Consider the following 21,758-nt stretch of genomic DNA (forward strand, 5'->3'; position numbering starts at 1 on the left):
CGCCACCCTATGCCCGCCCTGCCCCCGTCCCTTCGGCGGTGTCGCGGGCGGCCTGCTCGGCGAGGCGGCGCAGGGCCTCCTCCCAGGAGACCGGCAGCTCACCGGCGGTGGTCTCCCAGTAGGTGAAGGTGGAGTCGCGCATCGTGGAGCGGAGCTCCCGCATGATCCCGCGATGGGGTTCGGTGCGGGCGTAGGCGTGGAGGGCGTCGCGGTCGCGCCAGGCGGAGAGCGTGTAGAACGTCCGCCGCCACGGGCGGGCCACGAGCGAGGCCCCGTGGGCGCCGGGCGCGGTGCGCACCTGGCGCCAGGCGGCGAGCGACCTCAGGAGGAAGCGCGGCACGTCCCGGAGGGAGCGGACCTCGAAGCGGGAGGCCATGACCACCACGGGGGCGTGTGCGGGGGCCGGGTTCGGCACGGTCCAGGGCAGGGTCGGCATGGCGGGGGTCCTCTCGGTCGGCCGGGCACGGCCGCCTCTCCACATGGAGAGTGGCGGTATCTATAAGCAGATAGTGCCACTATCCATCCGTCGAGGGAACCGGCCCCGCGGAATGCGCGGCGCGGCGCGCGGGTTGATCATGGGCGGAGCGGGCCGAGCGGCGGCCCACCGGCAGGCAGGAGACGGGCGCGTGTACGGCGACACGGAGACCATCCGCAGGATCCTCACCGAGTCGGGCGACACCTGGGCGGTGGTCGGCCTGTCCACCAACCGCTCGCGGGCGGCCTACGGCGTGGCGCGCGTGCTCCAGCGGTTCGGCAAGCGGGTCGTGCCGGTCCACCCGAAGGCCGAGACCGTGCACGGCGAGCAGGGGTACGCCACGCTGGCGGACATCCCCTTCCCGGTGGACGTGGTGGACGTGTTCGTCCACAGCGAGCTGGCCGGCGGCATCGCGGACCAGGCGGTGGCGAAGGGCGCCAAGGCGGTCTGGTTCCAGCTCGGCGTGGTGGACGAGGAGGCGTACGCGCGGACCCGGGCGGCCGGGCTCGACATGGTGATGGACCGGTGCCCGGCGATCGAGCTTAAGTCCCTAGGTTACCGCACAGAGGGGTGACGCAGGTCGCAAGCATGTGGAAGCCCCGGTCACCCTCCACGGGGGGAGAGGGCAACCGGGGCGGTAGACGGAGCGCGGGGAGCCGTTATGCCTCACCCATCGGCGTCGCCGTGCTCCGTCCGTTCGGGGGCGCGGTAGTCCACGCGCTGTGCGTGCGCTGCCAGGCCGTCGCGTGCGATGCGCTGGACAGCCGCGCGGAGCGTGCCTGCCTGGCGTATGACGTCCTGCATCCACGCGACTTCGACGTCCTGCCAGCGGCTCACCTCGTCGCGCAGTGCGCCGAGGAACGCGGCCTCGTCGGCGCTCAACGGGCGCCGGCCCGCGGGTGGGGGTGGCGCCGCATCTCGATGGCGAGGTCTACGGCGTGCGACGGGTTGCGCGCGGGACTTGTCGGGTCGCTGGCCTGCTTCCACTGCTTGTGGAGCGCCGCACACACGTCGCATCCGGGCGCCGGTACGGGGTCGGGGCCGGGAAGCCCTACGAACACCGGGTCGGACAGTCCAGTTGCCCGTGACGTCATCGCGCTCACCCTCTCCGTGTCGTCTTGTGGATGACGCTACGGAGACGCGCACGGTGAGCGCGAGGACGTTCTACGAAGTTCCACGGCCGTTAGCCCAGTGCGTCGATAGCGGCTGTGATGCGGGCCCGTGCGTCCGCCCCGTACACGGCGAGGCGAGAGAACTCAGTGAAGGCGTTGAGGTACTGACGAACCTCAGTCGGCGCAGTGACGTTTACGCGCGCCGTCAGCAACTCCACTTCTGCTTGCCCCTCGTCGTAGACGGTGAACGTCTCGATCATCCACATGCGCCGTTCCGCGGTGAACGGGATGATTCCCAGGGAGACAGAGGGAAGGGCCATGGCGGAGAGGAGGTAGCCGAGTTGCCCCGCCATGTCCTCGGCGCTGCCGACGCGATGGCGCAATACGGATTCCTCCAGCACCAGCGCGAAGCGGTGGGCGCCTTTCCTCACCACGTTCTCCGACCGCCTCAGGCGCGCTTCTACGGCGTCGGCCACGTCGTCGGGGGTCTCATGGAACTGTGCGATGGAGCGCATCAGGCCGGTGGCGTAGGCGTGCGTCTGCAACACGCCAGGGACCACGTTGGCGCAGTAGGTCCGGAACACCTGTGTGCGTTCATAGAGCTCGACGTACGACTCTTGCAGCCGGCGTAGCCCGGTGCGCTGCAAGCGGCGCCACTCGACGTACATGCTGTCAGCCGTCCGTGCCGCCGCTATGAGGTCGGGCGCCTCGTCCGGCGCCCCGCAGACGTGGCACCACGTCCGGATATCTGCGTCAGAGGGGGGCGTGGTGGCGTTCTCCAGCCGTGACACCTTGGACGGGTACCAGCCGGCCCCGACCGCGACAGCACGCGCGGTGAGGCCGGCATCTTTGCGTATCTCCCGCAGTCGACCTGCGAGCGCCTTACGCGCTGCTTCGACGCTCGATGACGGGTTTGCGGGCATGGTTGGTGGCGCTCCGTCAGACCCGGTAGTCCTCGTGCGGCGTCGCGCGCTCCCACACGGCTTCGAATGCGGACGCGCACAGCTTGGCCACGTCGGGGCGGTCGTCCAACTCGGGTCCGGCCGACGCGCCGTCGCCAGTGAAGTGGTTCCACATGATCAGGGACCCGTCGAAGAGCCAGAAGTCGTTACCGGGAAGGGCGACGTCGGACGCTTTGCGACGAGACAGCCAGCGCACTGACTCCCCCGCCGCAATGTTCTGGAAGGTGCACGCGTGCTCGTAGCGGATGTAGTCGCTCACGGGCTCTGAGACGACCCGCGCCCGCCGGACGACGACGCCCCGCTTCGTGGCGTCGCGTACCCACGTGTGGAAGTCGTTCCACCACGTTGACGGGTCCGGGTCGGGACGCCATCCGTTGCGCCACGCCGTGAACTCCGCTGCCTCTCCGTCGATGCCGTATGAGTCGCGTAGCTCCAGGTGGACAGCCGAGCGACGAGCGTTGGCCAGGAGGTCAACGAACGCCAAGTCGGTCCGCGACATCGCACGCCTCCCTCAGTACCGACACCATGCGGATGGGGAGCCGCACGACCGCCTCTGTGTCCGGGATAGGCCCCGTCTCCAAGCACTGAGCTAACAGCGCCTCCCCCGCCTTCCACCCTTGAACGACGATCTCGCCTGCCTCGTCGTCTACCCACACCGTCGGGCACTGCGACCCGTTCGTTTCAGGATCTTTGGACACGAAATGTAACACCGGGTTCCCTCCCTTGGGCTTGCAAGTTCCATGCCGTTCTACGCACACTCCCGCACCCCGAGGGGGCCGTCAAGGTTGCGTCAGGCCCACCCGAGGACGCGCAGGCGGTGGCGGTAGGCGGCGCCGTGGTGGGGCGTGCAGAAGCGTCGCACGCGCCCGGCGCCGGGCTTCTGGGGAACGGTCGCCCCACAGTACGCACACTCGACGGGAAGGGCCTTCGCGGGCTTGGTGAGGTCCATGGGGTTCTCCTTCTGGTAGGTGTGGGGCCGGCCCCCGCGGAGTGCAGGGGCCGGCTGGTGGAGGGGGCGCTCCTGCGTCAGAGGAGCGCCCTTCCGGTGTGCATAGCGGATGCCGCAGCGTTGTCGTGCAGCTCAATGCGGGTGTCGACGATGTCCGTGATTTCGCGGTCGCCGACGTACACGTGCACGTCAGCGGTGAGGCTGGTAGCGCCTCGTCCGCCGACGTCGAACAGCCGGCCCGCCTCGCGGGTCATGGCCATGGAGTCGGTGTGGCTGTAGACCTGCGCCGGGTGGAGCCAGCGCACGAGCTCCGGGCCGTTCTCGCCCACCCACGAGAGTTCGCCGACCTGAGGGAGGCCGCCGGAGGCGTAGCCGCCAGGGCGGTTGTAGGCGTGCGGGAGGGAGCCGTAGCGCGCCATCGCGTAGTTCATCGACGCGTAGACGTTGGCCAAGCCGTTCGTCGAGACACCGTGCAGGAACGGCCCCAGCTTCCGGAGCTGGCCTGCGTGGGCTTCGAACGTCGGCTTGATGAGCTGCATCAGGCCCACCGACGGTGTTCCGTTTCGAGCGTTGATGTCCCAGAGGTTGACGGCCTTGGGGTTGCCGCCGCTCTCCTGGTTCATCCGCCGAAGCGTCAGGTCCGCGTAGCTTCGCGGATTGCCCGTCATCTCCAGCGCGCGCAGGACCGTCGGACGCCAGCGCTCCACGCCCTTGCCCCCGCTGCCACTGCCGGCCGCGAGGAACTGCATCGGGTCGATCGGGTTGCCGTTGCGCCGCGCCTCCAGGTGGAGGTGCGGGCCCGTGACGTTGCCGGTCGCGCCGACACGGCCGATGTGCTGGCCCTGCTTGACGGCCTTGCCTGCCTCGGCCACGGTCGCGGACATGTGCGCGTACAGCGACGCCAGGCCGGAACCGTGGTTGATCAGGGCATGCGTGCCGTAGGGGCCCGTGCTGCGGGTGTACGCAACACGTCCGTCGGCCACCGCCTTGATGGGTGTGCCAGTCGCGGCAGGGAAGTCAAGGCCCGTGTGCCGGCCAGACTTCCACATCTTCCCCGCCTTGCCGTACGGGGTGCCGTACGGGGCGTTCACGGGGTTGATCCACTGGCCGTTACCGATTCCCCCGCCGAAGCCGAAGAAGTCGAGGGCCTTCGCCTTGAGAGCCGTCAGAGCACGTCCGGGGAGTTCAGCGATGGAACGCGCCCAGGGGTTCGTCAGAAGAGACTTGAACTGACTCTTGATGTAGTCCTTGGCGGAGCTGAAGATTTCCGCCGGATTCAAGGCGCCGGCAGCACCGGAAACGAAGTCTCCGACTGCGTTTGCCTTGTCCTTGAACCAGCCGACGATACCACCCTCGGCGTAACCCTGGAATCGACTGAGGCTTTCCCCGCGCATCGCTGCCTTGTTGACGGCATGGAGACGCGCCCGCTCGTATGGATTCCGCATGGCCTCCGAGACGTAGACACCTTCGCCACGTCGCATCGGCACCAATTGGTCATCTCCCTGCCGCCATGAGGACTGACCAGGAAGAATGCCACCGCGCGCAAATCCAAGGTCCACACGATCTAGAACGTTCGGGTCAATCTCCTTGAGCTTGCCCGCTCCCGTAATATCGGCAACCTTATTCCAGAGAGGAACGATTCCCTCGTTGTAGACGTACTTGATAAGGAACTTCACCGGCTGCTTGGCGATGTCTGCGACCTGGTTCCACGCCTTTTCGATCTTCGACTTTCCGTCCTCGAAAGACTCGCTGACGAGGTCGATTGCGCCGCGGATGGCGTCGAATGCGGGCTTTATGGCCTCATTCCAGAGCCAAGTAGCTTTGTCGCCGATGAAGCCAAAGACAGGCGCAAGCACCTTGTCCCAGAGCCATTGCCCGACCGCTGCTAGATCCTCGAAGCCCTTCTTGGCGCTCGTGAAGGCGGGCCGAATGGCATTGCTCCACAGCCACATAGCAGCGTCGCCGATGAACTGGAACACCGGCTTAAGGACCGTGTACCAGAGCCACGTAGCCACTTCGCCGATGAACTGGAACGCAGGTCCGATCGCTTCTTCCCAGAGCCACATCGCCACGGCACCAACGGCCTTGAAGATGAGATAGAGCGGCAGGAGAAGCACCGTGACCAGCAGCGTCACAAGGAACTGAGCGGCGTCACGGATGAACCGGAACGCGGGCCCGATCGCCTCCTCCCAGAGCCACACGGCCACCTCACCCACGGTGGTAATAGCGGTGCCGATGGCTGAGAACACGGGACGGAGGACGCTCTCCCAGAGCCACGAAAGGCCCTTCCCGACTGCGTCGACGGTGGTGTCCACCGCAATCCGGAACCAGTCCCAGTTGTTGTATGCGTAGATGAGTCCGGCAATGAGGAGGCCCACGACGATCACAATGGCACGGATGATCGGCACAATGCCCGTCGAGTTCAGCGCCACCGCCCACCCCGACGTTACGAGAATGGCGCCGGCTACGGCTGCCTCATAGATCGCCATAGCGACACCGAATGCAGCCATCCCCAGGCCGATGGCCTTTGTCGCGAAGTACATCCCCCACAAGAGCTGAATCAGCCCAGGGAAGTTCTCCGAGAGCCACGATATACCGTTGAGGAGCGGACTCAGAACCTGGAACAGGAGCACTGAGAGCGGCGCCAATGCCTGTGACACGTCGATGATGACGCCGAGGAGGTCCCCAATGAAGGCTGCCAGTCCCGGAGAGGTCTCCTTGACGTACTCTAGGAACCGCTCAAACTCCGGGCTTCCCTTAAGGCTCGTCCCCCACTTCGCGAACCGTTCCGTGATCCGGTCGGACCGCTCAACGATACCGTCCATGTGCGGGAAGAACGCGTTGATGATCCCAGCAATACCCTTGATGACGTTACCGAACGCCGTCCCGAACCCGACTATGGCGGGCTCTGCGCTCTCGCGGATGCCTTGCTTGAAGTCGAGCCAGAACGGCGTCTTAAGCTGCGTCGACGCCTTGTCCATGAGCGTCTGAATTGCCGACGCCGAGGAAATGACGAGCGGCGTCAGTCCCGGTAGAGCACCCTTCGCCGCATCCACGGCCCGCGTGAAGATGGGGAGGGTGTGCGGCTGTAGGCTCTTCTGGAACTCGTCGTATGCACTCTTGATTCCCTGCGGGCCGGCAATGGAGTTGAAGAGGTCGCGCTGGGCCGGCGTCAGCTTCGCCAGTGCGGCCCGGTACTCGTCGGCTTTCGTCACGGCCGTCGCCGAGGCTGCGGCACCGGAGAGCCGCGCCGACGCTACGCCCCGCTCCGCGGAGACGATGGACTCAGCCGCCGACACCTGCGCGGCGGCAGCGTTCTCGGTGGCGTCAGCGACACGACGCTGAGCGTCGGCCATGTCCTGCGCGGCCTGCGCCTGGACGCGGGCGGCGTCACGCTGCGCGTCGGCTACGGCCTCCGTACGCTCGACCACGGCGCGCTGAGCGTCGGCCAGGCGCTCAGTAGCCGACTTCACCGCGTCGTTCCCGTCGACGCCGGCCTTGCGCTGAGCGGTAGCGTCGCGCTGGAGCTCGGCGTAGTCACGGCGCCGTTCCTTGGCGTGCTGCTGTGCCTGGTCGAAGGCAAGCTGTGCCTGTTCACGCTGGAGGGTGGACGCGCGAGGGTCGGCCATGACCTCCCGGAGCCGTTGCTCCGCCTCCTGCACGCGGAGAGCGGCCTCACGCTGCGCCAACGCACCGTTCGCAAGGCGGTCGTTGAGGTCTTCGAGCTGCCGCGCGGCGTCGGCACGGGCGCGGGTGAGGTCATCCTCCGCGGCCTTCGCGCTGCGCTTGGCGTCGACAAGGGACCTTTCGGCGCGCGCTACGGACTCGGCAGCCTGCCGACGCTGGTCCGCGGAGCGCTGCGCCGTGTCGGCTACCGCCCGCTCAGCGTCTTCGATCTGCCGGTTGGCCTGTGCGACGGAGCGCGCGGCGTTGCGGTGCGCTGCCGAAAGGGCCTGCTGCGCACCCGCCATCTGGAGCGCGCGGGATGCCGCTTGCGTGGCTGCCTTGCCTCCGGCTACAGCGGCCCGCGTCGCGTCGTCCTCGGCGGCTGTCTTCGCTTGAAGGGCTTTGGAGACACCCTTAACGGCGCCCATCGACGCTACCGCCAGTGCGCCGACACCCGCGCCTGCGGCCGTCGCCATGGCGACAATAGCGCCCAGCCCGGCCGCGATAGCGGGGCCGGCGGGAATGGCTGTGAGAGCGGCCAACTGAACGCCGAGCGCCATAACCGCAGCGCTCGCACCCGACGTGTCGACGTCGACCCGAACCCGCGGGTCCTGCGCGTCGACGGCCGCTATCTGCGCGCGTATCTCCGCGAGAGCGGCGCGAGCGGTCGCAGTGTCCGCCCGCACGTCGACGTTCGCATGGGACGCCCCTAGACGCTGGAGCTCAGCGTCAATGCGGGCTATTTCCGCCTCAGCGGAGCCGGCGTCGATATCGATGCCGATAGTTTTGTTGCTGAGCTGTTCCATGCGCGCTCGAAGGCGCGCAAGTTCTGCGTCAACGCCCGTGTCACTGAGTCGGATATCCAGCTTCGGCATTGCACGGAATGCAGCCGTCAACTTCGTGCGGATAGAGCGCGCAAACGCTCCGCCAACGTCGTTGCCTTGCCTCGTTGCGGCCCGTTGCGCAGCCGTTCCGCCCTGAGTGACAGCGCTCGGAATGGCAACGGCGATGTTCCGCGATATCTCGTCGCCGATCTGCCGCCCGACATCCCGCCCAACACGATCAGCGGCCGGCAACATCATCGCCCTCAGCCGGTTGGTGAGCTGAGGCGCGATAGGAACGACGTCGACCGCTACGCTGCCTACGATGTCCAGGTCTGGCATTGCGCGGTCACCTCCTCGTCGTAGTCCGCGGGGTGGTCACGAAGGTTGAGGAGTTGCGCCACGAGGAACAGTCGTTCCGACTGGCGCTCAATGACCGGAGAGAACGGCGCTCGCGCTACAACTACGGCCGCTTCCGTCCACGTTCTACATGCCGTGCTGCAATAGGCATCGACGCTCAGCGTCCCCGCGTCGGACATGAACGGTTGCGGGCTGAATCGGCAGTCCGGACGTAGGCACGTCTTAGAATCTTGGTGGGGCATAGGTGCTCCGGGATACGAGAAAGGCCCGTCACGACGCCGTGACGGGCCTTTCAATGGGCTGATGCGGCTATCTACTGAGCGGCGCCTACGCGTCCGCTAGGCGTGCTTCTGCGGCGGCTTGAAGACCCCTGGGACTGTCTGGCCCGGATGGGTGCGCCTATCAAGCTGCGCAGCGATACGCAACAGCTCCGTTGCCTCGTTCGCGTCGCCGTTCTGGAGCGCATCCCGCGCACGCGCCATCCAAACAACGCACGCGTGACTACACGCGGTGCGGCGCTTCCGTCGCCCGTCGGGGAGAACGCGCCACCCGCGGGTCAAGGTGCAGCCGTTTCGCCGGCATTTCTCGTCGTCCATAATGCCTCTCCGATAAACACGTGCGGCCCCCATCCGACGAGTGGGGGCCGCTCTTATTGACGGCAGAACACTTATAGCCGCCTGACCTGCACAGTTGTATTGACGGCCTTAAGAGGTTGAGGCCGGTCCCGTCTGCCGCTCCAGCGGCTTGACGTCGACCAATTCAGGCGCGTGAGCCTCTGGAAGTCGCTCAGCGGGCCATGTGGGACCGATTAGGCGACCCCGAGATTCGACCTTAAAGCGGTTGGCAGACAGCGCCCACTAGCACCTGTACGGTCTTCAGGCTGATTGATCATTGATTGCCCCCCTGGAGTTTTCCCAGGTCAGGGGCGGTTTAGCGTCGGGCGACCGGTTGGCCCGCACGCGGCTGCCTCGCTCGCCCCCGCGCGCTCCGCGTAGGTGCGGCGTGCTTCCTGCCAGCGTCGCCACGCGCGCACGACGAGTGGTGAGCTCATGCCGTGGCGCTCGACGTCGGCCGCCTCCGCGGCGCTCAGCCAATCCCATACGACGCACGGCGCGCGTAGCTCTGGTGCGCACGTCGTCCCATGTCGGGCGACCGTGCGCAGCGCCTCACGTCGGGCCAGCATGGCGCGCATACGCTCGCTCACGCGGCGCCGCCGGGCAGTGCGTGGAGCTCACCTGTGGCGGTGTCCACGGATTCCATCTGCCACCCGAGCGTACGCAGGCCAGCCGGCGACAGGCCGAGATGGTCCGCGAGGTGGCGCGCTTCCTGCGCCAGTCCAGCCGTCGCCCTGCCGCTGAACGACTGGCACACGATCTGCACGTACATCGCGACGAGTGGGACGTATGCGTCGGCCCACTGCGTCGCCTGCGGACTCACCCACAGGTCATCCCACAACGTGCGTTCTGCACCGCTCCACTCACGCCCTGTCGGCAGCGGTGGGATAGGCAAGTCGCAGCCTGCGAGGGGCAGCACCGTGACGCCCGCGCGGGGACGCTTGTCGTCACGGTGCGCTCGGCTGTAGGGCCGTGTGGGATCGCGTCGGGGTCCTGGAGACGCCATGTCGGTCCCTCCTTTCGCTTAGCCCGCGCCGATGCTCGACACATGGTCCAGCCGGACGACGTGAGCCTTCCCGGCCACGGTGATGGTGAGGACGTCGGGGTACTCAACGCTGTAAAGGCGCGCCACCGTCTCATACGCCAGCGTGCCCGTGAGGGACTGGCCACCGACGAGGTTCAAGGCGACGTTCTCGCCGTCCATGCTCAGAGCCTGGCTCTTGATGCCCTGCACGTAGTCGCTCATCTGTACTCCTAGAAGTAGTCCCACGTGGTGAGTTCGCGGTCCGGTACGTCCGCATTGGATTCCGGCTTCGGCGGCGCGGGCTGCGTGTAGTCGACGTGTGGCGTTGTCGAGTGCCGGTAGGTCCGCGCCGGCCGGGGTTCGGGGCTCGGGACGACCCGCGGCGTGTAGTCCACGAGCGGCCTATCCATGCCCGTCATGACGTCGACGAGGTCACCGGCAGTTGCCTCGTCGCGAATCTCGTCAAACGAGGTCGGGACGTACGCCCTTCCCGCGCCAGCAAGCCACAGGAGCACGCGTTCCGTGTACTGCCCGGAGCGCGTGGCGCTCTGGACGCAGGCGGGCACGTCGTCCAGCCGGCCGCGCGCCTCGCCGTACCCCTGGCGCCGCCACTCACGAAGCTGCCGACGCTCGTTTGTGGCGCCGTCGCTCGGCATCCCGCGGGGGCGCGGACCGGGGTCGAGAAGGGACCACTGCGCGGCCCGGATGTTGGTCAGGTCTGTGACGAGGCTCTGAAGCCTGCCCCACGCCTCTACAACGGCGCCTCCGGCCTTGATGGCGTCATCGGCGGTCCGTACGTCTCCGACCGTCTCAGCGGCCTTCCTGGCGTCGCTCAGGACGTCGGCCAGGCGCGTCCCCAAATGCCCCAGCGCGTCCGCGGAGAGCACCTGCCGTGTGTCATAAGCCTGGAGCTCTGCGAGCTCGACCGCTCGACGTCGGGCCAGCGCCTCCGCCTCCCACGCCAACGCATCGGTGTACGCCTTGGCTGCCGACGCGCCAAGGTTCTTCGGCCATGAACCGCTCACAAGGAACGCGTCGACGGCGTCCGACACCGCCTGATCGCGGGCACGCGCAGGCTCCACGCCGGGCGGGTGATCGCGTAGGAGCCGCTTCGCGGCCTCGTGCACTTCCTGCGTCCTTCGGATCTCTGGGACCTTCGCGAGCGCGGCTGACAGTTCGGGGTTGGTCATGATGGTTGCCTCTCGGTTATGGGCATGGAAAAGCCCCCTGTCGGGGTCGACAGAGGGCGTATACGGCCGTCAGACCGTGTCCCAGAAAGGGGTTGTCTCGAAGTACGCCGAGCGCACCACGCGGGCCTCTCGTCGCCGCTGACGGACCTCAACGGCGTTCCGTGCGTATCGCAATCGCTCGGCCTCGTTCCTACAGTCCCGGCATTTACGGCTTAGGCCGTCCGCTCCTGAAGGGTCCCGGTGAAAGAATGTGAGGCAGCGAGTAAGCGTCCGGCCGCACCCTGTGCAGGGCCGCGACGGACGCGAAGGAATGTCTGACATGGGCATCCTCCTGACGGTCTGTGGTTCCGGCGGTCTGCCGAGTGCGTGCAAAAAAGAAGGCCCACCGAGCGGCGCACATCGGGACGCAATAGCGACGGCTGCGTCAACCGGGCGCACGCTCGGTGGGCTGCGGGGAGAGGCACCCGCAGGGGAGGCGTCGGCGGAAGGAGGGGGCGCCGACGCGTGCGTAAGATCCCTCTACCTTAGTAATGGGGCGCGTGTGACGGTCGGTCGAGCGACGACCTGCGGTTTTCCCGCAAGCGCGCCACATCCTTTGCGTAGGCTTTACACTCCGCCTCCACCCTCTACCTACGTTATGTACAGGGGGTGACACGTGTTTGAGCGACGACCTGCGGTTATGCGGTTTCCATGCAGAAACCTTCACCTAAAATCCCCAACTGAGATCCACCACGGAGAGCCGCACCACCCGGAAGCCGTGTGCGGCCGTCTAAGCGCCTCACAGCGCGCCGCCTAGGCTCGGATGCCATCCGCCCCCGTTAGCACGCCAGAGGGGCCGCCAGGGGCGTTCTGGGGCCTACTGCCGCCCTCTCGTCGTCCGCCACTCCCCGCCGCGCCACGTCGACCGGGCGCGTCCTCCACGTCGGCCCGCAGAGCCGGCGAGAGGGCCGCGGACAGACTGAGTGCCAAATCGCCAAACTAGACCCTATTCTCAGTTTCTCCTTAACGCGCGTTAGAGAAAGTTGAGAATAGGGTCAAGTTTGACCCTTCTGACCCCGAAACCGCGTCTGACCTGCGGGAACGGGCGGGTCAAACTTGGCGCACAGTTTGGCCAGTCTGACCGGCGGACGCAGCAGAGGGGCGGCCGACGCAACGCGCCGTAACCGCCCCTCACTCACCGCAACTGCCTAGATGTGGCGCGCCTCACACGGCGAGCACATCGGCACCCACGTACCGCCGACGTCGACGGGGTTGGTCACGACGTCGGAGCCGCACCACGCACAGCCGGCCGCATCCCCGCGACAGTCGACACAGAACGCCTCCCCGTACTTCGTCACGACCTTGGCGACCGTCTGGCCCTGCCCGCAGGCCAGGCACCGGGCGCACTCGGAGGGGCGCAGCATGGGCCTCACTTCGACGCCGTAGGCCAGCGCCTCAGCCATGAGCACGGCGGCGACGGGGTCCAGCTTCCGTACCACGTCGTCGCCCAGCACCGGCCCCCACACGTACAGCGCGGCGAAGTCGCGGACGTTGTAGCTGCTGTGCAGCGCGGGCACGGCGCTCACGCAAAGCTGGTCGCAGACGTCGAAGGCGAAGCCGTCCAGGTTGGCCCGGTCGTCGTCCGTCGCGCACGGGCCGACCGCGAGGACGGCCGACGGCGACGGGGCAGGGGTGATCTCGCGGCGCACGGTGTACTCCCGGGTGTCTCCGACGATGCGGATTCCGCCGTCGCGGACGTGGAGGGAGGTCGTCCCGTCCCTGCGGCTGCCGATCTCCTCCACTGCCGACCAGTCCCTCACGGCCAGGAGGTCGCCAGGGATGATCTCAGAGCCGCGAACGGTGAGGGTGACGGTCGTGTGGGACGCGGGGGCGTGTGCCATAATGGGTTCTCCTCTGTTGAGGACGCAGCCCCGCTCTCCTGCCAAGTTGACGCGGGGTTGTGTCGTTTCCGGGAAGATTCCCGGGGTGTGTCCACACCTTACGCACAACCCGGCGGGTGTGTCCACACCTCTGCTACGGTCGTCCCATGCCGAACCAACCGAAGACGCCCGCCAGCAGATTTCGTATCGACGCAGAGCTTTGGAAGGCGTTCGGGGATGCCGTCCCCGACGACACCGACCGCTCAGACGTACTCCGCCGCTTCGTCGCCTATTACTGTCGGCGCGACGGCGCGGAGCTTCCCGTGCGTCCGCCTGCTGGCCCCTGGTCATGCCCCGCGAAGTGAACGACGAAGCCCCCGCCAGAGTCCCGGCGGGGGCTTCCTACTGCCGTTCTAGTCCTCGGATGGCGCTACGGCGGGTGATACCCACTCGACCGCCAGGCGGTCGATCATCGGTGTTCTGTCACCCTGCCCGGTCGACGGCAAGAGCGTCAGGTCGGCGATGGCGCACCGAAGCAGCATGCGTTTGTCATGGAGCTCCGCCGCCTGCCATGCCTCGGCCAGTAGAACACCGTCCAGCAAGGGCGTTAGGTCCGCCTGTCGACGGAGCTCCTTGAGTTCCGCCCGTAGCGCGTCGATCTGCTCTGCCAGAGCTGACGAGAGCGCCGCGTACCGATCGGGCTTCATGCGCCCCGCGACGTAGTAGGCGTCATCCAACTCCGCCGACCGGCGTTCGGCATCCTCCAGGGCCGCCGTTACGTGCTTGCGCCGCTCCTCGCGCTCCGGGTCCTGGTAGGAGAGCCACCTGTTTGCGATCTCATGAAGCACGGGGTCGTGAGGCTCCAGCGCCGACACATGCCCCACCCACATCTGACTAATCTCCCAGTCAGCGCGATCAGCCTTCGTGCGTGTGCCGGGGCAGGCGGAGGCGCCACCCTCCATGCGCGTCCGGCAACGGTACGACTCTCCCCCGGACACTACGCCGATGCGACAGTGCGGGCACTTCATGATGCCCGTGAGGAGCTTCCCTGCCTGCTTCGCGCCGTGCCGTCCAAGTACGCCGCGCACAGTTCGCGTGTTGAAGTAAGTCCGGATTGCGTACCACTCCGTCAGCGACACCACGCCCGTGCCGCATGACACCGGATGCCCATCGGGGCCGATAAGCGGCTCCGCCTTCCAACCCCACTTGTCGATGGGGTTGCCGTACTCATCCGTATGGCGCTCTCGGTACGGGACGAGGCCGGCCCATAGGGGTGATTGCGCCATACGGGAGATGGCGTTGGCCGACCAGTGCCGCCCGGTGCGGGTCCGCTTCCCTTCGGCGGTCATGCGATGCGCAATCGCCGTGCCTGCCTGTCCCTGTAGCAGCGCCTCCGCGATTGCCCGCGCCGTCGGGTACTCCTTCGGATTCGGTCCGACCTTCCCGTTTCCGACGTGCATGACTCCGTACGGGGGTCGCCCTCCGGGGGCCCGGCCGATGATGCGGTGCGAATCCAAGCCGATCTGCACGCGAAGCGCAATGTCCTTGGCCTCTTCACGCGCCCGCTCCGACAGGATGGCGAACACCATGCGTCCGCCCTTCGAGCTGTCAAGTCCCTCGGAGATGGACACGAGCCGCGCGCGCCGCCGGTCCAGGTCGTCCAGAAGCCCGCCGACGGCGCCCATGCCTCGTCGGTCCAGCCGGTCCGTCTTCCACACCGCGAGGGTCTTCGATCGGCCCGCGAGGACGGCAGCCTTCGCGTTCTCGAACTCATCACGCCGCACCTGCGCCTTACTGGCACTGCGCTGCTCGAACCAGACATGACGGATGCCGAGGCTTTCGCTCCGGCACCACCTGACGACGTCACGCAGGTGGCCCCGCAGTGTTGCTAGGTCTTCCCGCTTCTTCGATCGACGAAGATAGACGTCCACCAGGTCGGTAGGGTCCCCCGCCGCTGGCCTGTCCAGGCCCATGTTCCGTAGCTCGTCGGAAGTGAAGCCCAACGCTGCTAGTTCTTCGGCGTCTTCTCGCTGCATGTCCACCCCTACAAAGAGCGCTTCCCCGACGCCAGGGTACATAGGGAGTTACCCCACAGCGCCCCCGCCATCGAGATCCCGGCGCTCGGCCTCGGCTGAACCGGGCACGCGGGCTGGACCGAGCCGGGCGCACGGCCTCGGCTGAGCGTCCGGCCTCGACTGGACCGGGCGCACGGCCTCGGCCGGTCAGAGTCCGGCGCAGCCGCGCCCCGGCCGGCACGGCACACGCACCCGGCAGCCGGCACGGCACCCGCCCGGCAGCCCGCGCGGCGCCCGTCCGGGCCCGGTGGGCCACCCGGCTCCCCGGCCCGGCCGCGCCCTACGCCCGGCCGTGCTCCCGGCGGGTGCGCCGGGCCACCGTGTCGATGACGACGGCCGCCAGCAGCACCCCGCCGGTGACCATGAACTGCACGGCGGGCTGGATGCCCAGCAGGGACATGCCGGAGGCGATCGACTGGATGACCAGCATGCCCAGCAGCGCGGACCAGGTGGTGCCCCGGCCGCCGAAGAGACTGGTCCCGCCGATCACGGCCGCGGCGATGGCGTTCATCAGCAGCAGCCCCGACCCGGAGGTCTGGCTCACCGACGTGATCCGCGAGGCCAGGAACAGCCCGCCGATCGCCGCCATGGTCCCGGACAGCATGAAGACCGACACGCGCACCCGCACGACGTCGATCCCGGCCCGCCGCGCCGGCTCCAGCCCGCCGCCGAGCGCGTACACCTCCCGCCCGTACCGCGTGCGGCGCAGCACCAGGTCGAGGCCCGCGACGACGACCAGGAAGGCCAGGAGGGCGAGCGGCAGCCCCTGGAACCGGTTGAGCACGTTCGCGGCGAGGAAGGCGACCAGCGCGACACCGCCGGTGCGCACGGCGATCTCGGTGAGCGGCCGGTACGGCAGCCCGGCCGCCCGGCGGCGCCGCCGGTCCCCGTAGTACGCCAGGAAGCACACCACCGACCCGACCGCCGCCAGCCCGTACGCCGCCGCCACCTGGTGGAAGTAGTAGCCGGTCAGCTCGCCGAGCAGGCTCTCCTCGTCCAGGTTGATCGTGCCGCTCGAACCGAGGACGTACAGCATCAGGCCGTTCCAGCCGAGCAGCCCCGCGAGGGTGACGACGAAGGCGGGGGCGCCGATCCGGGCCACGAAGTAGCCCTGCACTGCGCCGATCGCGGCGCCGCACAGCACGGCCGCCGCGACGGCGAGCCACGCGGCCATGCCCTGCCGCACGTTGAGCACGGCGAACAGCGCCGCCGCGAGGCCGCTGACGGAGCCGACCGACAGGTCGATCTCGCCGATCAGCAGGACGAAGACGATCCCCACCGCGATCATCCCGGCGCCGACGATGTCCACGCTCAGGTTGGACAGGTTGCGGGGCGAGAGGAAGTTGCCGTTGAGGATCTGGAAGACCGTCCAGATGACGAGGACGGCGGCGACGACGGGCAGGGCGCCCAGCTCGCCGGTGGTCAGCCGCCGGCCGACCGCCTCCGCGCCGCCGCCCAGGGCCCGCCGCAGCCCGTTCACCGCTCACCCCGCCGGGTCTGCGGGGGGCGGCGGCCGGTGCCGGTCCCGTGGTGGCTGGTCACTCCGGTGACGGAGGAGATGATCTGCTCCTGCGAGGCGGTGCTGACGTCGAAGAAGCCGTTGTTCCGGCCGAGGTGGAGGACGGCGACCCGGTCGGCGACGGCCTTGACGTCGCCCATGTTCTGGCTGATCAGCAGCACCCCGGCGCCCCGGTCGCGGACCTTCTCCACCAGGTCCAGGAAGCGGCTGGTCGCCTGCACGCCGAGGGCGGCCGTCGGCTCGTCGAGGAGGAGCAGCCGGGGCTCGCCGACCAGCGAGCGGGAGAGCGCCACGGTCTGCCGCTGACCGCCCGAGAGGGTGGCGACCCGCGCCCGCAGGTTCGGTGTGTGCATGGCCAGCGCCCCCAGCAGGTCGCGGGTGCGCCGCTCCATCTCCACCTCGTCCAGCAGCCCGGCGCGGCGCGGCTCGCGGCCGAGGAACACGTTGGCGACGACGTCGAGGTTGTCGCAGAGCGCCAGGTCCTGGTAGACGGCGGCGATACCGAGGGCGTGGGCGTCCTGGGGCCGCCGGAGCCGCACGGGGCGGCCCTCCCACCGGATGACGCCCTCGTCGGCCGGGCTGACCCCGGCGATGACCTTGACGAGGGTGGACTTGCCGGCGCCGTTGTCGCCCATCAGGGCGACGATCTCCCCGGCTCCGACCTCCAGCTCGACGTCGTCGAGCGCCTCGACGGCGCCGAAGCGCTTGCGGATGCCGCGCAGGGCCAGCAGGGGCGGGACCGGCACCGACAACCACCTCCTTCTCCGCGATTACACGGTGAGTCCGGCCCTGGCGCACGCCGACGCGTACTTCGGAGTGCAGATCTGCGCGATCGTGTACATCCCGTCCCGGACGACCGTGTCGCGCACGGTCCCCGCGGTGACCGGTATCGGGTCGAACTGCACGGCCGGCACGCCCCGCAGCGTGTCCTCCCGCGCGTGCTCCGGCGCGATGGCCCCGGGCGGGTCGCCGCGGCCCAGCGCCACGGCCATCTCGGCGGCGGCGTCGGCCATCGACTTGAACGGCTTGTAGACCGTCATGTACTGATCGCCCGCGACGATCCGCTGGATCGCGGCGAGGTCGGCGTCCTGCCCGGTGACCGGCGGCAGCGGCTCGACGAAGTCGGACTTCAGCACGGAGATGACCGCCCCGGCGATCCCGTCGTTGGCCGCGTACACGCCGTCGATGCCGTCCGCGCCGAGCGCGGCGATCGCCCCGGACATGTTGGCGTGGGCGATCTCGGGGCGCCAGCGGTCGGTGTCGTACGCCTTGGCGACGCGCACCCGCCCGTTGAAGACCTCCAGCGCGCCCCGCTTCAGGGCGGTGGCGTTGGGGTCGGCGGGGTCGCCGTTCATCATGACGATCTGGCCGCCGTCGGCCTCGGGACCCATGGCCCTGAGCAGCGCCTCGGCCTGCAGCCGGCCGATCCGGCGGGCGTCGAAGGAGACGTACCCGGAGATCGGGCCGTCGGCGAGGCGGTCGTACGAGACGACGGGGATGCCGGCGTGGATGGCCTTGCTCACGGCGGGGGCGAGGGCCCGCGCGTCCACGGGGTCGAGGATCATGACGTCGACCCCGCCGGTGATCATGGATTCGAGCTGCTGCTTCTGCGCCGCGACGTGGCCCTGTGCGTTGGCGTAGTCGACGGTGCAGCCGGGGCAGATCTGGTCGACCTTCGCCTCGATGAGCGGGCGGTCGAAGGTCTCCCAGCGGGCGGTGTGGGTGTCGGGCAGCAGCAGCCCGATGCGCGGGGTGAACTCGGTGAGGGTGGGGCTCGGGCCGTCCGCCAGGTGTGCCTGCTCGGCACTCCCGCACCCGGCGAGCGCGGCGGTCAGCGCCAGCGCCGCCGCCAGGACGCCGAGGCGCCGCGGCCTCCCGGCACGGCGGGGCGGGCTCCCGGCGCCGCCGCGGGAGCCCTCGGGCGGGCGGGGGCTGAGGGGCGGGCGGGGGTCGACGGGCGGGCGGGGGTCGCGAGCGTCCCGGCGCGGGTGCTCGGGGCCTTCGCGGCGCGGGCCCTCGGCGCGGCGGTGCCGGCGCGGCCCTTCGGCGCGGCGGCCGCGCGGCTCCCGGGTGCGGGGGCCCGGCTGCTCGGCGCGGCGGGTCCCCGCCCGGATCGTTCGGATCGTTCGGATCTCCCTGATCGCCCGGATCGTTCGGATCGTTCGGATCGTTCGGAACACCGTCCTCACCTCCCTTCGTTCGCGGAGTCGTACGGGACGGGGTCGCGGGTGACGACGAACTCGCTCCACACCTGCTTGCCGCCGCTGACCGGGACCGACCCCCACGAGGTCGACATGGCCTCCACCAGGAACAGGCCGCGCCCGCCGGTCGACTCCCAGTCGGCCATCACGGGCTTGGCGGGGGCCCGGGGCGAGGCGTCGGTGACGGCGATGCGCATCCGGTCCCCGGCGAGCGTGAGGTCGAGGCGCACGGCCCCCTGGGTGTGCACCAGGGCGTTGGTGACGAGCTCGGAGACGACGAGCAGCGCCGCGTCGGCCTCCTCGGTGACGCCCCAGGAGCGCAGGGTGCGGGCGGTGAAGCGGCGGGCGTGCATCACGGCGTCGGGCAGCCGCCACACGGTCCACCCGGTGCGGATCGGCGGGACGCCCATCCCGTCGTAGCGCATCAGCAGCAGGGCGACGTCGTCGTCGCGGCGGGTGCCGTCCCCCAGGAGCCGGTCGGCCATCCGCCCGGCGTCCGCCGGGTCGGCGGCGGACAGCAGGTCCCGCATGCGGCGCATGCCCTCCTCCAGGTGGAGGGTGGACGACTCGACCAGCCCGTCCGTGAGCAGGGCGAGGACCGTGCCGGGGGCGAGGCCGACGGCGGTGATGGGGTAGTCGGCGTCGGCGAGGACGCCGAGCGGGAGGCCGCCCTCGGTGGCGACCTCCTCCGTCGACCCGTCGGGATGGCGCAGCAGCGGGGCGAGGTGCCCGGCGCGCACGAACCAGGTCTCGCCCTCCTCCATGTCGAGTTCGACGTAGCAGCAGGTGGCGAAGAGGTCGGTCTCCATGCCGACGAGGAGCCGGTTGGCGTGCGAGACGACGACGTCGGGCGGATGGCCCTCGACGGCGTACGCCCGGATGGCCGTGCGGATCTGTCCCATGATGGTGGCCGCGCCGGCGCTGTGCCCCTGGACGTCCCCGATGACGAGGGCGACGCGGCTCTCGGAGAGCGGGATGACGTCGTACCAGTCGCCGCCGACCTCCAGGCCGACCATCGCGGGCAGGTACCGGGCGACGGCCACGCCTCCGGCCAGCTCGGGGAGGCGGCGCGGCAGCAGGCTGCGCTGGAGGGTGGTGGCCAGCTCGTGCTGGGCGTCGAAGGCGTGGGCCCGGCGCAGGGCCTGCCCGACCAGTCCGGCGGTGGCGGTCAGCAGGGACCGCTCGTCGGCGCCGAACTCGCGCGGCTCGTCCCAGCCGGCCAGGCAGGCGCCGATGACGCGGCCCTCGGCGGGGAGCGGCAGCAGGGCGAGGCCGCCGGGGCCGACCCCGGCCAGGGCGGGTTCGACGTCCGCGCCGGCCGGGACGAGGCCGACCCGGACCTCGCGGAGCGCCGCCGCGAGGGTGGGCAGGGCGCGCAGCGGGGTGTCGGGCCACTCCGAGCGCCATTCGGAGCGCCAGATCTCGGGCCAGTCGCGGGGCTCGGGCGGATCGAGGACGGTGACGACCAGCCGGTCGGCCTCCAGCCCGGCGACGGCGACCCGGTCGGCTCCGAGGAGGGGGCCGCGCAGGACGCCGACGACGGCGTGGGCGACGTCGCGGGCGGTCATGGTGGCGGCGAGCGAGGCGGAGAGCCGCTGGACGAGGGAGACCTCGTCGGTGTCGGGGCGCAGCGAGGAGGCGTCCACGACGATCCCGAGGACGCGTTCGGGCCGTCCGGCCGGGTCGTTCAGGACGCGGGAGCGCAGCCGCAGCCAGCGGAGGTCGCCGGTGGGGCGGCGGACGCGGAACTCCAGCTCGCGGCCGGCCGAGGTGACCTTGCCGGGCTCGACCAGGGACATCAGGGCGGGCAGGTCGTCGGGGACGGCGTGGGCGAGCAGGGTCTCGACGCGGCCGTCGAAGTCGCCGGGGGCGATGTCGACCAGTTCGAGCATGCGGGCGTCCGCGCTGATCCGGCCGGTGTGCAGTTCGAGGGTGAAGGAGCCGAGCAGTTCGGCGTCCAGGGTCTGCCCCGGCATCAGCCGGTACCGGCCCTGCCGCGTGTCCTCCGGCGGGACCGCCCCGGCGGTGCCGCCGCCCGTACCGCCGGCGGCGCTGCCGGGGCCCGTGCCGACGCCGGTGCCGGTGCCTACGCCGGTGCCCGTCACGACGCCCGTACCGCCGCCCTCCGCGCCGCCGGGGCCGGTGCCACTGCCGCCCGTACCGCCCGCCGCCGCGCCCGCGACCGTGTACGCGGCGACCGGTGCGGCGCCGGCTTCGAGACGGGCCGCGACCTGCTCCGCGTACAGCTCCATGAAGCCGCGCCGGTCGGTGTCGAAGCCGCGGCCGGTCCCATCGACCACGACCAGGCAGCCGAGCCGCCGGTCGCCGGCGCCCAGGGGCAGCACGCCGAGCGGCGTGCCCGCCGGGAGGTCCTCGGGGACGGCGTCGCGGCGGGCGGCGAGCTCGGCGGCGGTCGGCCACAGGGCCCGGCCGCCGCGGAACACGTCGGCGACGGCGGAGCGTCCGGACACGGCGTACCCGGCGGGCCAGTCCGGCAGCGCCCCGGACTCGTCGGCGGGCCCGGCGAGCCGCAGTTCGCGACCGCCCTCGCTCGGGACGTACACGGCGGCCAGCACGGCCCCGGCGAAGACCAGCTCGTGCCCGTGGGCGGTCCCGTGCGGCCGCACGGGACCAGGGTCTCCGCCTGCGAGGCCAGCCCGCAGTCCCGGAGCCCCAGCCGCGGCACCACCCTCGCTGGTCACTTCGCCATCCACCTCACCCTCCATACTGGGCGTCCGCGCAGGAGAGCGGCCAGTCAGACGGTCCGGCGGGGTGGCGCGGCGGCCCCCCGGAGAGCGCCACGGCACTCCACCGGCTCCGGCACCGGGCGGTACGGGCTCCCGCGGCACGGGCGTCGTACGCGAGGGGTGCGGGACGGGGGCCCGGCGGCGGAGGAACCGGGGTGCGGGGACCCGGCGGTACGGAGCCCGC

The 21,758-nt window shown here is 69.8% G+C and carries 17 protein-coding genes; 1 reads left to right on the forward strand and 16 read right to left on the reverse strand.

Going from position 1 to position 21,758, the window contains the following annotated elements:
- Positions 1 to 7: 7 nt before the first annotated feature.
- Positions 8 to 436, reverse strand: coding sequence for a DUF3291 domain-containing protein (locus tag CP974_RS03015; RefSeq protein WP_031130119.1), 429 nt, complete (start codon positions 434 to 436; stop codon positions 8 to 10).
- Between the two features lie 190 nt (positions 437 to 626).
- Between CP974_RS03015 and CP974_RS03020 the strand changes: the two genes are divergently transcribed.
- Positions 627 to 1,049: a CoA-binding protein gene (locus CP974_RS03020; protein WP_031130118.1), complete on the forward strand. Its 423-nt coding sequence runs from the start codon at positions 627 to 629 to the stop codon at positions 1,047 to 1,049.
- A 92-nt stretch (positions 1,050 to 1,141) separates the two neighbouring features.
- On the opposite strand, the gene CP974_RS03025 is transcribed toward CP974_RS03020, so the two are convergent.
- The 15 genes from CP974_RS03025 to CP974_RS03100 all read right to left on the reverse strand — a co-directional run bounded on the left by CP974_RS03025 (position 1,142) and on the right by CP974_RS03100 (position 21,454).
- On the reverse strand, positions 1,142 to 1,357 hold the full coding sequence (locus tag CP974_RS03025; protein ID WP_031130117.1) for a hypothetical protein: 216 nt from the start codon (positions 1,355 to 1,357) through the stop codon (positions 1,142 to 1,144).
- Positions 1,354 to 1,569 carry a hypothetical protein gene (locus CP974_RS03030; RefSeq protein WP_223844342.1) on the reverse strand — a complete coding sequence of 72 codons (216 nt, stop codon included), beginning with the start codon at positions 1,567 to 1,569 and terminating at the stop codon, positions 1,354 to 1,356. The genes CP974_RS03025 and CP974_RS03030 overlap by 4 nt, the downstream gene beginning before the upstream one ends.
- Before the next feature lie 89 nt (positions 1,570 to 1,658).
- Entirely contained in the window at positions 1,659 to 2,510 is an 852-nt protein-coding gene (locus tag CP974_RS03035; RefSeq protein ID WP_031130116.1) for a helix-turn-helix domain-containing protein, read from the reverse strand.
- Between the two features lie 16 nt (positions 2,511 to 2,526).
- Positions 2,527 to 3,048 carry a DUF6879 family protein gene (locus CP974_RS03040; protein WP_031130115.1) on the reverse strand — a complete coding sequence of 174 codons (522 nt, stop codon included), beginning with the start codon at positions 3,046 to 3,048 and terminating at the stop codon, positions 2,527 to 2,529.
- A 291-nt stretch (positions 3,049 to 3,339) separates the two neighbouring features.
- Positions 3,340 to 3,498: a hypothetical protein gene (locus CP974_RS29410; protein WP_158100686.1), complete on the reverse strand. Its 159-nt coding sequence runs from the start codon at positions 3,496 to 3,498 to the stop codon at positions 3,340 to 3,342.
- A gap of 77 nt (positions 3,499 to 3,575) precedes the next feature.
- Positions 3,576 to 8,327 (reverse strand): peptidoglycan DD-metalloendopeptidase family protein, encoded by a 4,752-nt coding sequence (locus CP974_RS03050; protein WP_031130114.1) that lies wholly within the window; start codon positions 8,325 to 8,327, stop codon positions 3,576 to 3,578.
- A gap of 1,218 nt (positions 8,328 to 9,545) precedes the next feature.
- Positions 9,546 to 9,965, reverse strand: a complete 420-nt coding sequence (locus CP974_RS31055) for a phage terminase small subunit (RefSeq protein ID WP_442777769.1) — start codon at positions 9,963 to 9,965, stop codon at positions 9,546 to 9,548.
- Positions 9,966 to 9,983: 18 nt separating this feature from the next.
- Positions 9,984 to 10,205 (reverse strand): hypothetical protein, encoded by a 222-nt coding sequence (locus tag CP974_RS03065; RefSeq protein ID WP_031130111.1) that lies wholly within the window; start codon positions 10,203 to 10,205, stop codon positions 9,984 to 9,986.
- A gap of 8 nt (positions 10,206 to 10,213) precedes the next feature.
- Positions 10,214 to 11,173: a hypothetical protein gene (locus CP974_RS03070; RefSeq protein WP_140160849.1), complete on the reverse strand. Its 960-nt coding sequence runs from the start codon at positions 11,171 to 11,173 to the stop codon at positions 10,214 to 10,216.
- 1,187 nt (positions 11,174 to 12,360) lie between these two features.
- On the reverse strand, positions 12,361 to 13,053 hold the full coding sequence (locus tag CP974_RS03075; RefSeq protein WP_031130109.1) for a hypothetical protein: 693 nt from the start codon (positions 13,051 to 13,053) through the stop codon (positions 12,361 to 12,363).
- Positions 13,054 to 13,445: 392 nt separating this feature from the next.
- Complete coding sequence (locus CP974_RS03080) at positions 13,446 to 14,963, reverse strand: recombinase family protein (protein WP_158100687.1); 1,518 nt, start codon at positions 14,961 to 14,963, stop codon at positions 13,446 to 13,448.
- A 424-nt stretch (positions 14,964 to 15,387) separates the two neighbouring features.
- The gene (locus CP974_RS03085; RefSeq protein WP_031130106.1) at positions 15,388 to 16,587 is read right to left on the reverse strand and encodes a sugar ABC transporter permease; all 1,200 of its coding nucleotides are present in this window, start codon (positions 16,585 to 16,587) and stop codon (positions 15,388 to 15,390) included.
- On the reverse strand, positions 16,584 to 17,372 hold the full coding sequence (locus CP974_RS03090) for an ATP-binding cassette domain-containing protein (RefSeq protein WP_037937338.1): 789 nt from the start codon (positions 17,370 to 17,372) through the stop codon (positions 16,584 to 16,586). The genes CP974_RS03085 and CP974_RS03090 overlap by 4 nt, the downstream gene beginning before the upstream one ends.
- Positions 17,373 to 17,396: 24 nt before the next feature.
- The gene (locus CP974_RS03095; protein ID WP_224354468.1) at positions 17,397 to 18,806 is read right to left on the reverse strand and encodes a sugar ABC transporter substrate-binding protein; all 1,410 of its coding nucleotides are present in this window, start codon (positions 18,804 to 18,806) and stop codon (positions 17,397 to 17,399) included.
- Positions 18,807 to 18,811: 5 nt separating this feature from the next.
- Positions 18,812 to 21,454: a SpoIIE family protein phosphatase gene (locus CP974_RS03100; protein ID WP_078915695.1), complete on the reverse strand. Its 2,643-nt coding sequence runs from the start codon at positions 21,452 to 21,454 to the stop codon at positions 18,812 to 18,814.
- Positions 21,455 to 21,758: the final 304 nt, after the last annotated feature.

It is taken from the genome of Streptomyces fradiae ATCC 10745 = DSM 40063 (genome assembly GCF_008704425.1).
GTDB lineage: Bacteria > Actinomycetota > Actinomycetes > Streptomycetales > Streptomycetaceae > Streptomyces > Streptomyces fradiae.

What these genes read in the sequence shown, in the direction of transcription:
- CP974_RS03015 (WP_031130119.1), bottom strand. Translation starts at nt 436, where the DNA reads ATGCCGACCCTGCCCTGGACCGTGCCGAACCCGGCCCCCGCACACGCC.
- CP974_RS03030 (WP_223844342.1), bottom strand. Translation starts at nt 1,569, where the DNA reads ATGACGTCACGGGCAACTGGACTGTCCGACCCGGTGTTCGTAGGGCTT.
- CP974_RS03035 (WP_031130116.1), bottom strand. Translation starts at nt 2,510, where the DNA reads ATGCCCGCAAACCCGTCATCGAGCGTCGAAGCAGCGCGTAAGGCGCTC.
- CP974_RS03040 (WP_031130115.1), bottom strand. Translation starts at nt 3,048, where the DNA reads ATGTCGCGGACCGACTTGGCGTTCGTTGACCTCCTGGCCAACGCTCGT.
- CP974_RS29410 (WP_158100686.1), bottom strand. Translation starts at nt 3,498, where the DNA reads ATGGACCTCACCAAGCCCGCGAAGGCCCTTCCCGTCGAGTGTGCGTAC.
- CP974_RS03050 (WP_031130114.1), bottom strand. Translation starts at nt 8,327, where the DNA reads ATGCCAGACCTGGACATCGTAGGCAGCGTAGCGGTCGACGTCGTTCCT.
- CP974_RS31055 (WP_442777769.1), bottom strand. Translation starts at nt 9,965, where the DNA reads ATGGCGTCTCCAGGACCCCGACGCGATCCCACACGGCCCTACAGCCGA.
- CP974_RS03065 (WP_031130111.1), bottom strand. Translation starts at nt 10,205, where the DNA reads ATGAGCGACTACGTGCAGGGCATCAAGAGCCAGGCTCTGAGCATGGAC.
- CP974_RS03070 (WP_140160849.1), bottom strand. Translation starts at nt 11,173, where the DNA reads ATGACCAACCCCGAACTGTCAGCCGCGCTCGCGAAGGTCCCAGAGATC.
- CP974_RS03075 (WP_031130109.1), bottom strand. Translation starts at nt 13,053, where the DNA reads ATGGCACACGCCCCCGCGTCCCACACGACCGTCACCCTCACCGTTCGC.